This is a genomic window from Mycoplasma procyoni (assembly GCF_017052595.1).
Classification (GTDB): Bacteria; Bacillota_I; Bacilli_A; order Mycoplasmatales; family Metamycoplasmataceae; genus Mesomycoplasma_A; species Mesomycoplasma_A procyoni.
This window is the reverse complement of sequence record NZ_JAFIDB010000001.1, coordinates 26180-43320: the sequence shown is the minus strand read 5'-3', so window position 1 is coordinate 43320 and position 17141 is coordinate 26180. Positions and strand designations below refer to the sequence as shown.

The 17141-nt window shown below is 26.4% G+C and carries 13 protein-coding genes; 12 read left to right on the top strand and 1 reads right to left on the bottom strand.

Going from position 1 to position 17141, the window contains the following annotated elements:
• Window positions 1-25 precede the first annotated feature (25 nt).
• Entirely contained in the window at window positions 26-1486 is a 1461-nt protein-coding gene (locus JV122_RS00180; protein WP_205842337.1) for a hypothetical protein, read from the bottom strand.
• 152 nt (window positions 1487-1638) lie between these two features.
• Between JV122_RS00180 and JV122_RS00175 the strand changes: the two genes are divergently transcribed.
• The 12 genes from JV122_RS00175 (at window position 1639) to JV122_RS00120 (ending at window position 17062) form a co-directional block, all read left to right on the top strand.
• The gene (locus tag JV122_RS00175) at window positions 1639-3255 is read left to right on the top strand and encodes an ABC-F family ATP-binding cassette domain-containing protein (RefSeq protein WP_205842335.1); all 1617 of its coding nucleotides are present in this window, start codon (window positions 1639-1641) and stop codon (window positions 3253-3255) included.
• Window position 3256: 1 nt separating this feature from the next.
• The gene (gene mnmE, locus JV122_RS00170) at window positions 3257-4582 is read left to right on the top strand and encodes a tRNA uridine-5-carboxymethylaminomethyl(34) synthesis GTPase MnmE (protein WP_205842329.1); all 1326 of its coding nucleotides are present in this window, start codon (window positions 3257-3259) and stop codon (window positions 4580-4582) included.
• A 76-nt stretch (window positions 4583-4658) separates the two neighbouring features.
• Window positions 4659-5900: a tyrosine--tRNA ligase gene (gene tyrS / locus JV122_RS00165; RefSeq protein ID WP_205842327.1), complete on the top strand. Its 1242-nt coding sequence runs from the start codon at window positions 4659-4661 to the stop codon at window positions 5898-5900.
• 6 nt (window positions 5901-5906) lie between these two features.
• Window positions 5907-8060, top strand: coding sequence for a Tex-like N-terminal domain-containing protein (locus JV122_RS04820; RefSeq protein WP_308699315.1), 2154 nt, complete (start codon window positions 5907-5909; stop codon window positions 8058-8060).
• Between the two features lie 151 nt (window positions 8061-8211).
• Window positions 8212-8544 (top strand): hypothetical protein, encoded by a 333-nt coding sequence (locus tag JV122_RS00155; protein ID WP_205842325.1) that lies wholly within the window; start codon window positions 8212-8214, stop codon window positions 8542-8544.
• A gap of 148 nt (window positions 8545-8692) precedes the next feature.
• The gene (locus tag JV122_RS04815) at window positions 8693-10444 is read left to right on the top strand and encodes a DUF262 domain-containing protein (protein ID WP_205842323.1); all 1752 of its coding nucleotides are present in this window, start codon (window positions 8693-8695) and stop codon (window positions 10442-10444) included.
• Window positions 10445-10549: 105 nt separating this feature from the next.
• Window positions 10550-12670: a leucine-rich repeat domain-containing protein gene (locus JV122_RS04810; RefSeq protein WP_205842321.1), complete on the top strand. Its 2121-nt coding sequence runs from the start codon at window positions 10550-10552 to the stop codon at window positions 12668-12670.
• 45 nt (window positions 12671-12715) lie between these two features.
• Window positions 12716-12916, top strand: coding sequence for a hypothetical protein (locus tag JV122_RS00140; protein WP_205842319.1), 201 nt, complete (start codon window positions 12716-12718; stop codon window positions 12914-12916).
• A 67-nt stretch (window positions 12917-12983) separates the two neighbouring features.
• Window positions 12984-13730: a hypothetical protein gene (locus JV122_RS00135; protein WP_205842318.1), complete on the top strand. Its 747-nt coding sequence runs from the start codon at window positions 12984-12986 to the stop codon at window positions 13728-13730.
• A gap of 191 nt (window positions 13731-13921) precedes the next feature.
• The gene (locus JV122_RS00130; protein WP_205842316.1) at window positions 13922-15211 is read left to right on the top strand and encodes an SIR2 family protein; all 1290 of its coding nucleotides are present in this window, start codon (window positions 13922-13924) and stop codon (window positions 15209-15211) included.
• Window positions 15212-16858, top strand: a complete 1647-nt coding sequence (locus tag JV122_RS04805; RefSeq protein ID WP_205842314.1) for an ATP-binding protein — start codon at window positions 15212-15214, stop codon at window positions 16856-16858.
• Between the two features lie 3 nt (window positions 16859-16861).
• Window positions 16862-17062, top strand: a complete 201-nt coding sequence (locus JV122_RS00120; RefSeq protein WP_205842313.1) for a hypothetical protein — start codon at window positions 16862-16864, stop codon at window positions 17060-17062.
• The last annotated feature ends 79 nt before the right edge of the window (window positions 17063-17141 follow it).

The window sequence follows — 17141 nt, the reverse complement described above, 5'->3', positions numbered from 1 at the left end:
TACAGGGAAAATCCTGTATTTTTGTTTATTTGGACTCAACATCTTCTTTTTTGATATCAGTAGTTGTGTTTGAATCTTCGTTTGATTTTTGATCTTTGTTTTTGTCTTCTGTTTCTGGTTGTTTTTGTTTTGTGTCTTTATTGTCAACACTTCCATCTAATTCTACTTGTGGCGCTGGTTTGTCTTTAATTCAGAAGTCAAACAATGTTTCGAAACGATTTTCATTTCTATATTGACTATAAGCAATATATTCTTTTACAAAGTGAAGATTTTCGAAATCAAAGTCTTCTTTTTTGAGTGCATAGAATACAGTATAATTAAATCTTTGATCGTGTACAAAACTTAGCGATGTATCGAATTTAGCTTCGGTTAAAATGTTTTTATTTGAATTTTCAAAATAACCTTCAAATTTAGTTTCTGCAAGTGAAATTCTGTATTCTTCTGTATTTAAAGAAGTAATTCTTTTATTGTAGTTTTGGAAAGATAATACTAAGAAATTCTTTTTAAAGAAATCCTCATTGAATTTTTCAAGAAGTTGTTGTTTTACTTTTTCTGAATTTTCTGTACCTTTTAGTGAATTTAAAAACGCATCTTCTCTATTGATTTGATCGCTGAAGTTTGCTATATTTTCTTTAAAAGTATTAAAATCTCTAATTATTTGTAAATTTGGATTTTGATATCAATCAGGAATTACAAAGTTTAAAACTCCGTCTGGTTTTATTTCGAAATTATATTGTTCTATTTTTCTTGCTGGTTGGGTGATGTAAGCGTAAAAACTTCCTTCATCTTCTGCTTTACCTATAGAGTCCTCATCTTTATAAAAATAATCTATTCCTTTTTTGTTAATCTTAATTTTATTTGATTTAAAATCAGATTTTTTGAATGAATAAAAAGCTGTTGAACTAAGTCTATCATCGATGTGGATATTTTCAAAGTTGGTAGAATAATCAGGATCTACAGTTCTAATGTCTGTTGTTACATATGGAGATCTAAAGAAAGTGGTTTTTGTTATTGAAATAGATTTATCATCTTTTGTTAAGTCAGTTAATCTATTATATCTATCAAATCAATCAAGAATCAAGAAATTAGTTTCAAAGAATTTTCTATTAAATCTTGTTGAAAGTTGTTTTTGAATTTCTTTTCATTTTTCATATTTTCTACTATTTTTGTCTCCAATTCCTTTATCTTTAGAGAATCAATCCTCATCAATTTGAGTATTTCTATCAAAATTTATAATGTCTCTTTCAAAATCTTCATAATTTGAATAAAATGAATTTCATCTATGTTCTTCATAATGTTTTGGTGAAAAATTGATGATAAAATCAGGTTTAATTTTGTCATCTATTGACTTGTCGTAAACTATTTCATCATCATCTTTTTTAGTTCCTGGATTTTGTTGTTGTGCAAAAAGTGCAGGAACAGAGCAACTGCTTAAAGCAAGTGGGCTTAATCCTAAAATAATGCTTAAAAATTTAACTTTTTTCATATTTTCTCCTTGTGTTTATATCAAATAAATTATACTACTTTTTAGCCTGAAGTTTTAAAACTTGCTCTATAAATATAAAAAAGAAGCATTTATTAACCTTTTAGTGCTTTTTGTAGTACAATTTTTATTAATATTTAACAAAGGAGATTATTATGTTAGAAGTTAAAAATTTGTCTAAAATCTTTTATGACAAAAAATTATTTGATAATGTTAATTTAAAATTTACAGAAGGTAATACATACGGAATTATCGGGGCAAATGGTGCTGGAAAATCTACTTTTTTAAAGATTATTTCAGGACAAGTTGAAGCAAGTTCAGGGGAAATTGTTAAAGGAAAAAACCAACGTATTTCTGTTTTAAGCCAAGATCACAACATGTACAATGACTTTAATGTTACTGATGTTGTAATTATGGGAAATGAAGACCTTTACAAGATTCAACAAGAAAAAAATGCAATTTATGAAAATCCAGATGCAACTGAAGAAGACTACACAAGAGCTGGAGAACTAGAAGAAAAATTCGGAATGATGGGTGGATGAAATGCTGAAAATGATGCTCAAATCCTTCTATCAGGTCTTGACATCCCAAAAGAAAAATGAGATGCAAAAATGAGCGAGCTTAAAGCTTCACAAAAAGTTAAGGTACTTTTAGCAAAAGCTTTATTTGGAAATCCTGATATTTTAATCATGGACGAACCAACTAACCACTTAGACCTTAAAGCAATTAAGTGATTAGAAAACTTTTTAGTTGATTACCAAAATATTGTTATTGTCGTTTCTCACGACAGCGACTTTTTAGATCAAGTATGTACAAATATTGTTGATATTGACTTTGGAGAAGCAAAGATGTTTACAGGGAACTACAGCTTCTGAAAAGAATCTTCAGCACTTATTAGAGAAATGCAAAAGAACTCAAATGCTAAAAAAGAAGAGCAAATTGCCAAACTTCAAGCCTTTATTGCTAAATTCTCAGCTAACGCTTCTAAATCATCACAAGCTACTTCCAGAAAGAAATCACTAGAAAAAATTACTCTTGAAGAAATCAAACCTTCATCAAGAAAATATCCATTCATCAGATTTGATATTTTCAAACAACCTGGAAAACAAATTTTAAGAGTTGAAAATCTTTCATACACAAATCCAGAAACACAAGAAGTTTTATTTGATAATCTGTCATTTGATATTTTACCTGGAGAAAAAATGGTTCTTTTAGGAGAAGATGACATTGCAAAAACAAAACTATTAGAAATCTTAATGGGTAAAGAAAAACCTACTTCAGGAGAAGTTATTTGAGGTTCTACAATTACTCCAGAATACTTCCCAAACGACAATGCTAAATACTTTGAAAAAGATGAAAACTTAATGGAATGATTGTCAAAATGACCAATTGAAAACACAGAAGAAGCAAACAAAGATAATTCCGATCAAAGAATGAGAAGTTTTTTAGGAAGAATGCTTTTTGGTGGAGACTCAGTTTTCAAAAACGTTAAAGTTACATCAGGGGGCGAAAAAGCTAGATTAATGTTCTCAAGAATGATGCTTAAAGAATCTAACTTCTTAATCTTCGACCAACCACTCGATCACCTTGATGCAGAATCAATCGACTCTGTAATTGAAGGATTGCAAGAATACAAAGCTTCAATGATTTTTACAACTTACAACAGAGCTTTAGTTAAAAATGTTTCTAATGTTATTTTAGAAATCAAATCAGATTCTTCTTTTATCTTTAGAGGAACATTAGAAGAATACGAAAAGAAAATGGGATACTAAAATGTTTGATAACATTGCTGCAATTTCTTCAGGAGGTCAAGTTAATCAAGCAATTTCAATCATCAGATTAACAGGACCTGATGTTTTTGAAATTGTTAAAAAAATCTTTAGCGGAAAAGTTGGCCAAGATAAAGAAATTACTTATGGTTGAATCAAAAATGGAGATGAACTAATTGATGAAGTTTTAGTTCTTTGATTCAAAGGAAAAAACAACTTTATTGGTGAAGATACAGTAGAAATTAATGCTCATGGTGGTATTGTTAACACAAATCTAATTCTTGAGCTAGTTTTAGCAAATGGAGCAAGACTTGCAGAACCTGGAGAGTTTTCAAGAAGAGCTTTTCTAAATGGAAAAATGGATTTAGTTAAAGCTGAAGCAATTAACGATCTAATTCATGCTAAAACAAAAGCACAAACACAGGCTTCAATCAAAAAATTTGATGGTAAAACAAGTAATTACATCAATCAATTAATTGCAAGAATGCTGCAATTAATTGGAACAATTGAAGTTAATATTGACTACCCAGAATATGATGATGTTGATGTTTTTACAACAGAAACACTACTTCCAGAACTTAAAAATCTCAAACAAGAACTACAAAAAACTGTTGAGTTATCTGAAAGATCTCGTTTAATTTATGATGGTGTCAAAATTGCAATAGTTGGACAGCCAAATGCCGGTAAATCCTCTTTATTAAATGCTTTATTAAACGAAGAAAAAGCAATTGTTACTGATGAAGAAGGCACAACAAGAGATGTTGTTGAAGGTTCTTTTTTACTCCAAAATATCCCTTTTATTGTCAAAGATACAGCAGGGATCAGAAATGCAACTAATGTTGTTGAAAAAATCGGAATCGAGAGATCTCTAAAACAAATCAAAGACTCAGAAATTGTTGTTCATCTAGTTGATGGAACTAAATCTGAAAACGATTTTGATAAACAAATCCAAGAGCTTTCAAAAAACAAAAAATACATCAAAGTAATTAATAAAAAAGACTTACTACAAAATGTTGAAAATACAGGAATTACCTGTATTTCAGCAAAAAATAACGATATTTCAGAGCTTGAAACAAAGCTAATTGAAAACTACAAAAACATTGACTTAAACAATGAAAAAGTAATTACTAACATAAGACAATTATCACTAATTAAATCTTCTTTATTAGCTATCGAAAGAACAATAGAAGGTCTTGAGTCTGGTTTTGAACCCGATGTTGTAATTGTCGATTTAAGAAAAGCTTGAGAAGATTTAGTTAACATCACAGGAAAAGCAGATAACGAAGAATTATTAGATTCGATGTTTAAAAATTTCTGTCTTGGAAAATAATAAATTGCAGCTAACTGCAATTTTTTATCTTTAAGACAAAGAGGATTATTTTATAATTTAAAATAAAGGAGCAAATATGAAAAAAGCACTATTAGAAGAATTTAAACAAAGAGGAATATTAAATAACATTACAAGTGAAGAAAAATTTTTAGAAATAAAAGAAAATGAAGCAATTTATGGAGGTTTTGATCCTACTGCCATTTCATTGCATTTAGGAAACTACGTTCAAATCAATACTCTTTTAAGACTGAAAAAAGCAGGAATTAAAGCAATTGCAGTTATTGGTGGAGCAACAGCGATGATTGGTGATCCTTCTTTTAAAAATGCAGAAAGACAATTATTAGATTTTGATAAAGTAGAGCAAAACAAAAAAGCAATTATCAAACAACTTGAATCATTTGGACTAGAAGTAGTTGATAACTATGATTTTTATAAAAATATGAATATTTTAGAATTCTTAAGAGTTGTAGGAAAATACTTAAATGTAAGTTATATGCTTTCAAAAGATTCTGTAGCAACAAGACTTGAAAGTGGACTTTCTTTTACTGAATTTTCATACCAACTAATCCAAGGGTGAGACTTTAATGTTTTATATGAAACTAAAAATGTTGTGGGTCAAATGGGTGGTTCTGATCAATGAGGAAACATTGTTTCTGGAACAGAAATCATCAGAAAAAAACACGGAGAAAACAACAAATCATTCGCCTTTACAACTAACCTTTTAGTTGATAAAAATGGTCAAAAATATGGAAAATCAACAGGCGGTGGTTCTTTATGATTAGATAAAAACCTAACTTCACCTTTCCAAATGTACCAATTTCTTTTAAACTCTGATGATCAAGAAATTGAAACATTACTAAAAAGACTAACCTTTTTAGATTTATCAGAAATTAATTCTCTATTAGAAAATCACAATCAAAACAAAGCTCAAAGATTAGCTCAAAAAACTTTAGCTTATGAAGTTATTAAAGATATTCACGGACAAAAAGAAGCACTTAATTCTCAAAAAATTACAGAAATTCTCTTTGCAAACAGCGACTTTTCAAAACTTGAAGCAAGTGATTTAGATCAACTAAAAAACTCAATTCCTGTTTTTGAAGCTAAAGCAACTGATTTAATTTGCAACATCCTTTTAGAAAACAAAATTGTTTCTTCTAAAAGGGAATTAAGGGAGTTTTTGGCTGCTGGAACTCTTTCAATGAACAACCAAAAAATCCAAACAGAAGACCAATTAGTTGATTCTTCAATGTTTGAGTCTAAATATGCATTAATTAAAAAAGGAAAAAGAAACTATTTCCTTTTAGAACTGAAAAAGTAGGTATAAATGAAAATAAATGAAACTTTAAAAGAAGCAGTAATCAAAGAAATTTCAGCAGAAATTTCAATTGATTACAAATACATTAATAGAGTAATTGAGTTATTAGAGCAAGATAACACAATTGCTTTTATTGCCAGATACAGAAAAGATTTTACAAATGGTTTAGATGAAGTTCAAATCAAAACCATTTTTGATCGTTATCACTATATTTATAAACTTGAAGAAAGAAAAGAAGCAATTATTAATTCTTTAAAAGAAAAAGAATTATTAACAAAAGAACTTCAAGATGCCATTATTGCAACCAAAAAAATGGTTGAGTTAGAAAACCTTTATAAACCTTATGCTTCAGGTAGAAAAACACGTGCAGCAGTAGCAATTGCTAAAGGTCTTAAACCACTTGCTGAAATTATTCTCAAAATCCCAAGAAACATCAACCTTCAACAAGAAGCTAAAAAATACATTGATCCTCAAAAAGAAGTTAATACTATTGAAGAAGCTCTTGAAGGAGCAGAAGACATCATTTCAGAAGTTGTTTCTAATGATCTTGTTTTAAGGGATAAATGAGCAGAATTGCTTTATAAGCATGCTAAATTGGTTACTAAACTTAAAGATCAACAAAAAGATGAAGAAAACAAATATAAGCTTTATTATGCTTTTTCAAAACCAATTGCCTTTATTCAAAGTTATCAAATAATGGCAATTGATCGCGCTAGTGATAAAAAAGTAATTTCTTTTTCTTTTGAGTACAAAAAAGACTTTTTAGAACAATGAGCAATTAACAAATACACTAAAAAAGTTGATTGAGAAGGTGCAAAACACATTGAAAATGCTGTTAAATCAGGTCTGAAAAGACTTTTAATTCCAAGCATTGAAAACCAAGTTTATTCAGAACTACTTCAAAAAGCGCATGACAAAAGTGCTTCAATTTTTGCTTTTAATCTTGAAAAAGTTTTATTACAAAAACCAATCAAAAACAAAGTTATTTTAGGTTGAGATCCAGCTTATGTTTCTGGATGTAAACTTGCTGTAGTTGATCAAGATAACAAAGTACTTGAAATTGCTGTTATTTACCCAACTAAACCAAGAAATGCAGCAGATTTAGAGCAAGCTAAACAAAAACTTATAGAACTAATTAATAAATACAAAATTGACTTAATTGCTGTAGGAAACGGAACAGCAAGTTGAGAAAGTGCTGATTTTATTGCAAAATTAATCAAAGAACAAAAACTTAATATTCAATTCATAATCACTCCAGAACAAGGTGCTTCTGTGTATTCTGCATCTAAAAAAGGAATCGAAGAATTTCCTGATTTATCAGTAGAACAGCGTTCTGCGATCAATATTGCAAGAAGAAACATCGATCCTTTATCTGAATTAATTAAAATTGATCCTAAAAGCATTGGTGTTGGACAATACCAACACGATATTGCTCCAAAAGTGCTTTCAGAAAAGCTTGATTATGTAGTTCAAAGTAGTGTTAACAAAGTTGGAGTCGATGTCAACACAGCTTCTGTTGAGCTACTAACTCACATTTCAGGATTTAATTTAAGAATAGCTAAAAAATTAAGAGAATATGTCGAGAAAAAACCAATTACAAACAGACAAGATTTACTAAAAGTTTCGGGAATAAACGAAAAAGTATTCCAGCAAGCTGCTGGATTCTTAAGAATTAAAGAATCAAAAGAATTTCTTGACAAAACTTCAATTCACCCTGAAATGTATGCAAACACATATAAATTACTAAAACACCTCAATATTGATTTTAATAAAGACAAAATCAATATTGACTCTTCACAAAAGAATTTAGAGAAGTTATCAAAAGAAACAGAAATTGAGTTCTTTGAAACTAAATTAATTGTTGAATCTCTTAATAATCCATTAAGAGATTACAGAGATGATTTTGAAGATCCAATCTTAAGAAATGATACAAAAACAATTGATCAAATTACTAAAGGAATGAAATTCAAAGGAATAGTAAGAAATATTACAGAATTTGGTGCTTTTGTTGAAATAGGTCTAAAAAATGATGCCTTTTTACACATCTCTAAATTAAATGCTAAAAACATTGAAGATGTTTTAAGCATTAATCAAACAATCGATGTAGAAATAGAAGATATAAACATAGAACAACAAAAAGTATCACTAAATTTACTAAATTAAGTCTAATACAAACTTAACAAGCAATTGTTAAGTTTTTTTGTTGCAGTTGTTGAAATAGCGTTTTTGAGTTGTTAACACACAAAATTTAAGGTTATTTAAAATTTTGTGGTATAACTTTAAAGTAAAAATCAAATTATAAACAAGGAGAAAAATGAACGAAATGTTTAAATGTGATTTTTGCGGTAGAGACAAAATTGGCAAAAAAACAAAATCAACATGCTTAATTAAAACTATTTCATCAAATGTTGAATATATCTGTGATGCTTGTGTGGATTTTGCAGAAGCCGTTTGCAAAAGGGCGTATAGAGGACAAGATTTCCCGACTGGTATGCCTTGATTTGGACTAAGAATGCTTTACAGAGGAGGTTTAACTAGAGCAGGTGCTCCAGAAATCCAAAAACCTCAATTTTGAATAGAAGATGACAATGAAGAACAAGAACAAGAAAACGAAACAGACACAGAAACAGAACAAGACGAAGAATAATTTTAACTAACAAAAAACAAAATCAATACAAAATTAATACCGTAAAAATCAAAATGTTATTACAAGTAATTTACATTACTTGTTTTTTTTTTTTTTTTTGTTTCTGGTGTAATTATAATAAACAAAAAAACAAAAAAGGAAAACAAAAATGAACGAAAATTTTAGTAATATTAAAACATATTCAATTTTAGATTTATTTAAATCTCTAAAAGAGGAAAGAAAATTATTCATTCCTAATTATCAAAGACCTTATTCTTGAGATGTTGATAACGCCGACCAATTATTAGAAGATCTTTGATCGTTTTATCAAAATAATAGTGATCCAAAAGGGACAAACACTTATTTCCTAGGTAGTTTAGTCATGTTCCTAAACGATGAAAAAACTCAACTAGAAATTATTGATGGTCAACAAAGACTTACAACTGTAACTTTACTGGCAAGAGCAATTTATACACTTTTAGAAGAGAACGAGATAAAAGACAAAAAAATTGATACCTTAATGGAAAAGATTTCATCAATTCTATGAGTTATTGATAATTTAACAAACGAACCAAAAGAACCAAAAGAAATGCTTTTAAATCTTGATGAAAATGTAATGGAAGAAAAGAATATATCTATTTTTAAATCCATAATTAATGGCAAAAAAATAGACGAAAAGAGCAAAGATAATTACACAAGAAATTATCTTCATTTTCTAAAAAGAATAAAAGAATTATCATCAGAAAATCAACAAGGACTTATTGATTTCTATACAATAATTATCCAAAACACTAGATTTTTTACAATTGAAGTAAATAATTTAGAAAGCGCTCTTTTAATCTTTTCAACATTAAATGATAGAGGAATACCTTTAAGCGACGAAGATATTTTTAAAGCTAATATATTTAAAAACAAAGAGAATGGCGAAGAAAAAGATAAATTCCTGAAAGATTGAAAAAGTTTAAATGAAAGTGCAAGAGAGTCCGGCGAAACAATTCAAAAATTATTTATTTACTACATGTTTTATTCTAGAGCATTAGAAAATGATATAAGTACAACAACACCAGGTCTCAGAAAATATTTCCTTGAAAAGAAAAATGATGGAAATGTTAGATTGTATGACAAAAATGTCCTAGAAACACTAAAAAGAATAAGTAAATTCTTTGATGTTATTGTTCAAAATGAAGAAATTGAAGGAGAGAATTGAACAAGCAATTTGGAAATATTAAAAAAATTAGATATTTTATATTTATATCCAAATGAGTTTTGAAAATATCCTGTAATAACATTCTATTTAACACATTCTTCAAACGAAAAATTTGAAGAAAAGTTTGATAAATTTTTAGGAAAACTAATTTATACAGTAGTTAGAAAATATGTTGAAGTTCCATCTTTAAACGGAATAAAAGCTGGCATTTTAAAACTAAATGCAAATATAGTAAATTCAATGGAGCCAGATTTTGCTTTTACGTTTGAAAGTAACGAAGACTTCAAGAAAAAAATAATTGTTCCTCACATAAACATAACATCACTAATTTTAAGAATTTTTGCATATAGTTCTGAAGAACAATTAGAACTATTACCTAAAAAAACACAAATTGAGCATATTTTACCAAGAAATTGAGATGGAATATCTGTTGAAAAATTAGGAGCAAATACAAAGAAAGAAGTAGATGCTTGTATTAAAAAAATAGGAAATCTACTACCTTTAGAAAAACCAGTTAACTCAAAAGCAAGTAATCACTTTTTAAGTGGAAAACATGAAAAGTATGAAAAAAGCTCAATTCTATATGTTTTAAAATTTAACAGAGAAAATAAAGAAAAAGACATATGAACTATAAGTGATATTGAAGAAAGAACCCTCAGAGTTCAAAATGAAATTATTGCAATTTTAGATAATTGATTTAATAAAACCGAATAGAGTTGCAATAGTCTATTGCAATTTTGGTTATTAAACAAAATTAGATATTATCTACTTTATTACAAACACAAATAATCTTTATATATTAATAAAAAGGACTTAAATATGAAAAAAACAAAAATAAAAAGAAATTTATCTTTAACTCTTTTATCATTAACTACATTTTCTGTTTTATCTACAATGAGTTGTAATTTTATAAACAAAATTGAAAAAGCAGATTCGAATCAAAATGAAGAAACCGATTTAGAACAAATTTTAAAAAATATAAATTTCAGAACAGATAAAGATTTTATAAAGGATAAAAATAAAGAAGAAAAAACCTTTACATTAGATCTCTCAAGTGTTGATGTGAAATCTATTGATTTTAAAATATCAGATGTTTTAAAAACATATATTGATGATAACAAAAATAATCAAAGAATTGTTTATAGTATGAAAAAAGTTATTTTACCAGAAACACTTGAAGAGATTGGAAACAATGTTTTTGCTGATAATAAACTTGAAACTATTGAGATTCCAGAAAGTGTTAAAACAATAGGCGCTTCTGCATTCAAAAATAATAATTTATCATCTATAACTATCCCAAATTCTGTTATTTTTCTTGGAAATGAAGTATTTTTTAAAAATCCGTTAATAAATATAAAAATTCCAAATTGACAATTGCAAGATTGAAATAAAATTTCTTCAATATCTGATTCTGAAGTTATTGAATCTGTAACAAGAGGAGAAAATAAAGAAACGATACTTAAATCCATTTTAAAAACAATTGATTTTGAAAACAATACTCGAGATATAGTGAAAGATATTAACAAAAGAGACAAAAGATACACTCTCGATTTATCTAATTTAAACATAAAAAATATCGATTTCAAAATTTCAGATTATATAAAAACGCCTTTTTCAAATCCTTGAGAAGGATTATGAAGAATTGATAAATTGCTTTTACCTGAAGGATTAGAAAACATTGGTGAACAAGCGTTTTTTGATAATGAAATAAAAGAATTGGTGTTGCCGAATTCTCTGCAAAGCATAGGTAATCAAGCTTTTGGTAGAAATAGAATTACTAATTTAAAAATGTCTAATTCAATTAAAACAATTGGAATTAAAGCTTTTGAAAGTAATTTAATAACTTCATTAAAATTACCAGATACTTTAACCAACTTAGGAGAATCTGCCTTTTTAAGTAATAGAATTACAAATCTAAAACTATCATCTTCGCTTTCAGAAATAAAGGATAGAACATTCGAACAGAATCAAATTTCAACACTTATAATTCCTAATTCTGTAGAAAAAATAGGAATAAGTGCCTTTTCATATGCTGGAATATCAACAATTGAAATCCCAGATTCGGTTAAAGAAATCAAAGACTTTGCCTTTAGCGGTAACCAAATAGCGACTTTAAACATTCCAGACTCAGTTGTTAGTTTAGGAGAATCAGCGTTTTCTCAAAATCAATTAGAAGAAGTTAAAATGTCTAATTCAATTGAAAAAGATCCAACTTCTTCCTTCTTAAATAATGACAAACTTGCATCTATAAGATGAAAAAATGGAGAAATAAAATTTCTTAAAGGAACTCTTTTAAAAGAGAAAAACAATTTAAAAAATCAAATTATTAAAGATGTTGACAATAATTCTAAAACATTTACACTTGATTTAAGTGTTTTAGACACAAAAGTAATTGATTTTAATGTTTCTGATTTTCTTAGTCAAAATAACTTTTTTGAATCAAATGATAGATATAGTATAAAAAAATTGGTATTGCCAAAATCAATAACCAAAATCGAAGGTTCTGCATTTTCTAATAATGAAATTAGCTCAGTTGAACTACCAGAAACAATTGAAAAATTAGAAAATAGTGCATTCTCTAATAATAAATTAACATCGATAAAACTGCCAAGTTCTCTTAAAGAGATAGGTGATTCAACATTTAGAGATAACAAATTATCATCAATTGAAGTTCCAGATAATGTAGTAATCGTTAGAAGTGGTGCATTTTCTAATAACTTAATAACTTCATTAAAAATAGGAAATTCAGTAAAAACAATAGAATATTCTGCTTTTGAAAATAACAAAATATCATCATTAGATATTCCTAATTCAGTTGAGTTAATTCAAAAATCAGCTTTTGCTAACAATCAAATTAAAAATATTTCCGTTTCAGCAAATACAACAATAGAAGAATATGCTTTTGACAAAGACGTATCAATAACAAGAAATTCTAACTAATAAGCCTATAACAATAAAATCACCAGCCTCGATATTCCTAATAACTTGAAAAGAATTGATGCTTTTGCTTTTATTAACAACAACATTTCTTCTGTTGATATTAAACTAAATGAAAATGAAAATTGCAAAGTAATAGAAACAGAAAACTATAAAACTATTATCAAAACCAATACAGATACAAATGAAACAATATTATTTGAAGCTGCTTTTGATTCAAAAACAGAAATCAATTTAATTAAAAAATAATCTATTAACAATAACTTCTTAAATCAAGAAGTTATTGTTTTTGTTTTATAATTTAATTGGAGGAAATATGAAACTTTATGATATTAAAAAAATTGCAAAAGAGCTAAATTACAAAATTTATCTCAAACCTTTAGTTATTTTAAATCCTTTGATTTTCAAGGATTTAGATAAATCATCTATAGAAAATTGCTTAATTGCAATTTTCTATCATGAACCAACATCAAAAGTATTTTTTATTAGCGCTAGAACTTCAATACTTCAAAAGGATTATTTTGATTTTGAATATGAAGTTTTAAAGAGTGATAATAAAGAAAACATCAATGGTTTATTTATTAATGATTCATATGTAGATACTTCAAAAATATATATGTGTGATGCATCACAATTTGAAAAAACTGATGTTGATCCATATAAGTTTTTTCAAAGTAATATCTTAAGACAAAAAGATATTATCAATATCTCTCACAAAGTAATCGATAACATCAAAAACGATCGCTTCGCTTTATTTGAAGTTGATTCACAACTTGAGTCCCAACTCAAATATGTTTCAGTTAAATTAATTGATTTATTAATTTCTAAAACAACAAACCAAACCAAAATTAATAAATTAATGAAATTAAAAGAGAAGTTTTCTTCTCCTATTGATTATATGTGAGATGATCTAATAACTGCTTGAGAGTATTTATTAGAAAATGAACTTGAAGAAAAACAATATCAAGAAGCATATGATAACTTCAAACCTCTAAGCAAACAAGAGATTGAAGAATTAATATCTAAAATGATTGCTAAAACAGAACAAATAGAGAATCAATAACTAAACAATATAACACTAAAGAGCATCAATGCTCTTTTTTGTTTTTTAGAAAAAAGGGAATAAAGAGAAACACAATAATTAGTTATATTAAGTTATTGCTTTGTTTTTTTTTTTTTTTTGTATGATTTTCTCAAAGAAGTGAAAGGAGATGAATTTTAATTTACCATGAATTAAGATTTATTTTGAAAATTATGCCAAGTGAAGAAAAAAATATTGATTTTAAGCATGAGAGAGATTCTTCGAACCTGTTAAGAGGCAAGAATATAAATTTATTAATAGGTTCTGGGTTTTTAGCTGATATTATTCCAACTCTTATTATAAAAAAAGATGATGATAATAAAAATACAAAAAAGATATTAGAATCTTTGGAACAAAAAATAAATAAAATTGTAATCAACAAAGCGAATAACAAAGATGGTGATAGTGAATATAATTTAAAATTAATAAAAATTGCATTTTATTTATATATATCAAATTCATATAAAAATTGAAAAGGCAAAACAGAAAATGAAAAAAATGAATGTGAACATGAAAAGGATAGAAGGGAATTTATTAATTCATTAATCAAACTCTTGAGAACTGAAAATAATTTTTCGCCAAAAGAAATAAATATTTTTACTACAAATTATGATCTGTGATTTGAAGATGAATTTAGTAGAATCGAAAGAGAATATAGTTATCTACAATTTAATGATGGTGGTTATGGAATATCTAAAAAATATTTTAAAATAGAAAACTATGACATAAAAATATATTTGAAAAGCGATTTTGATTTATTTTTTAACAAAGTTTCAACAATAAATTTATATAAAATGCATGGTTCTTTATCTTGAAAAAAAGACAATGATTTAATAGAAGTAAAATATGATAATAGTACTTCAGAACAACTAAAGAAATTTGAAAAACTATTAAAAAAAATAAACTCAAAATTAAAAAGTGAATATATCAATAAAAAATTAGTAATATCACTTATTAATGAAATAGATGAAAACGGACTTATTTCTAATAGTGAACAAAAAATAAAAAATATTGTTGAAATTAAAAAGGATATCGATAAATTAAATGATTGATTACAAAAACAAGCAATTGTATTTCCTTCTGTTGAAAAATTTAAAGATACAACTTTAACAAATGAGTTTTATCAAATAATAAGGAAATTTAGTTATGAAATACAAAAAGAACAAAGTATATTAATAATTTTTGGATTTTCCATGGATGATATTCATATAAAAGATATTATAAAAAAATCATTACAAAATAACTCCATTACTGTTTATTTTTTCGCTTATTCTGAAAGTGATTATCTTAAAGTTAATAATGAATTTTCAATTTACAAAAACTTTATTATTCATTATTTTCCAGATGAAGATAAAATTAATAAATCTCATTTTAAGTGTAAAGTGCATAGCTCTCACATTAGAGGTTCAACTCTTAAGTGCTTAATTAATTTCTTTCAACAAAAATATGAGGAATATTTTTAAATGAGCAATCAAGACAGACCAATAATAGGTAGAGTCTCTTACCTTGAAGCAAGAAATGTTACTTTAATAGTAAAAAAACAGTTTTCATCAGCATGACACATTATATATAAAGGTGAAAGGTTTTCGTCTTTAAAAGTTGGCGGATTCATTGGAATTACTCATGGTTATAAAATAGTCGTTTTGAAAATTCTTAAGAGTTATATAAAGGGAAACAAAAAATATGAATTAGATTCTTATGAATATTTTTATGATTCACAAAGAGAAATATTTACAGAAGTAATTGGAGAAATAGATGAAAAAGGAAATTTCAGATTAGGGAATAATTATAATATATTTTTATTTGACAATGTTGTCCCTATAAAAACAGAAGAAGTTAAAAAAATATATACAAGAAATAATCAAGGAAATAGTGATTATGATTTTGAATTTGGAATAATAAAGGAACTTAATAGTAATTTAACTCTAAATTACCAAAATTTCCTTTTGTCACATATTGGTATTTTCGGAGTTACGGGTAGTGGAAAAACAACAACTATTAAGCAATTAATTAAACAAGCAAACAAAAAAGCCGAAATTAAGAAGAACACAGAATTTATTATTATTGATACTACAGGCGAATTTTCTGATTTAGAATCTAGTGAAAAAAATGAAGTTGATAAAGAAGATTTAGAAAATATAAAAAACTCAGCAATAAGTAGTGAATTTCTAAATCTAATATTCGGTAATCCTTATGATTCTAATGTAAATGATTTTGCTAATAAATTATTAAATTATATTAATAATTCTGAAAATATAGAACAAGTAAGCTATGAAGAAATCAAGGATTTTCAAACAAGTAAAGCACAATGACAAAAATACCTAAAGTCAATTTATGAAAAATTAGAACGTGAAATATTAGATAAAAAAATAGAAAAAACCATATTCCTAAAAATTTTAAATATACTTTTAAATTTTATATCTTATGAAATGAAAAGAATTAAAGATAATGATTATATTACAGATTATTTTTATGATCATAAAACACTTCTTATATTTGAGGAATTAATTCAAACTTATAAACATTTAGAGGAATTTTGAAATTTAAAAGAAAAATTTATTCTTAAAAATGAAAATAAAATAGTTTTTAATTTAGCAAATGAAAATTGACGTATGAAACAAATAATTACATACTTGATTTGCTTATGGCAATTAAAAGAAAAACTCGAAACAACCGATCAAACTAATAAAAAGAGCTCTCACATTATAATAGATGAATTCCAGAATTTATTTGAGGGTATAGAAAATAATACAAATGATTTTATAAATAAGATTTCTCAACTATTTAAAAAAATAGCAAGAGAAGGTAGAAAATATAACTTATTTTTAATCGTTGCTTCGCAACGGCCGCATCAAATAGAAAGTACAATTATTTCGCAATTAAAAAATGTACTGCTGCACAGAACAACAAATGTAAAAGATATTAAGCAAGTTAGTGAAAATGTATATTTTTTCAATGATGAGGTTAAAAATGATTTATTCTTCTTAGAAAAAGGTAGTTTTATATTGATTTCTCCTGATTTTTATTTACCAGTTTTAATAGAGAATCAAGAAAATAAAGATACTCAAAAAGAGGAAAACACAAATAAAAAAGAAACAGAAAAGGATTAAATTATGACAATAGATGAAATACTTCTTTATATTGTGATAGTAGGCTCAATAGTGTCTACATTTATTATTATAGGAATAATTGTTGTGTCATATCTTTTAAAGAAAAAAAAGAACAACAATCAAAAAAAAGAAGAAGTTAGTGAATATATAACATATACTCAAAATCAAAGTGAATCAGAAAATTCAGAAGATGTAAAATGGTAAAACTACTATTTTATACCGTCAAAGCCAAGAGTTTACTATAAAATTACGGGCAATTAAAATCAATACATTGAATTAAAGA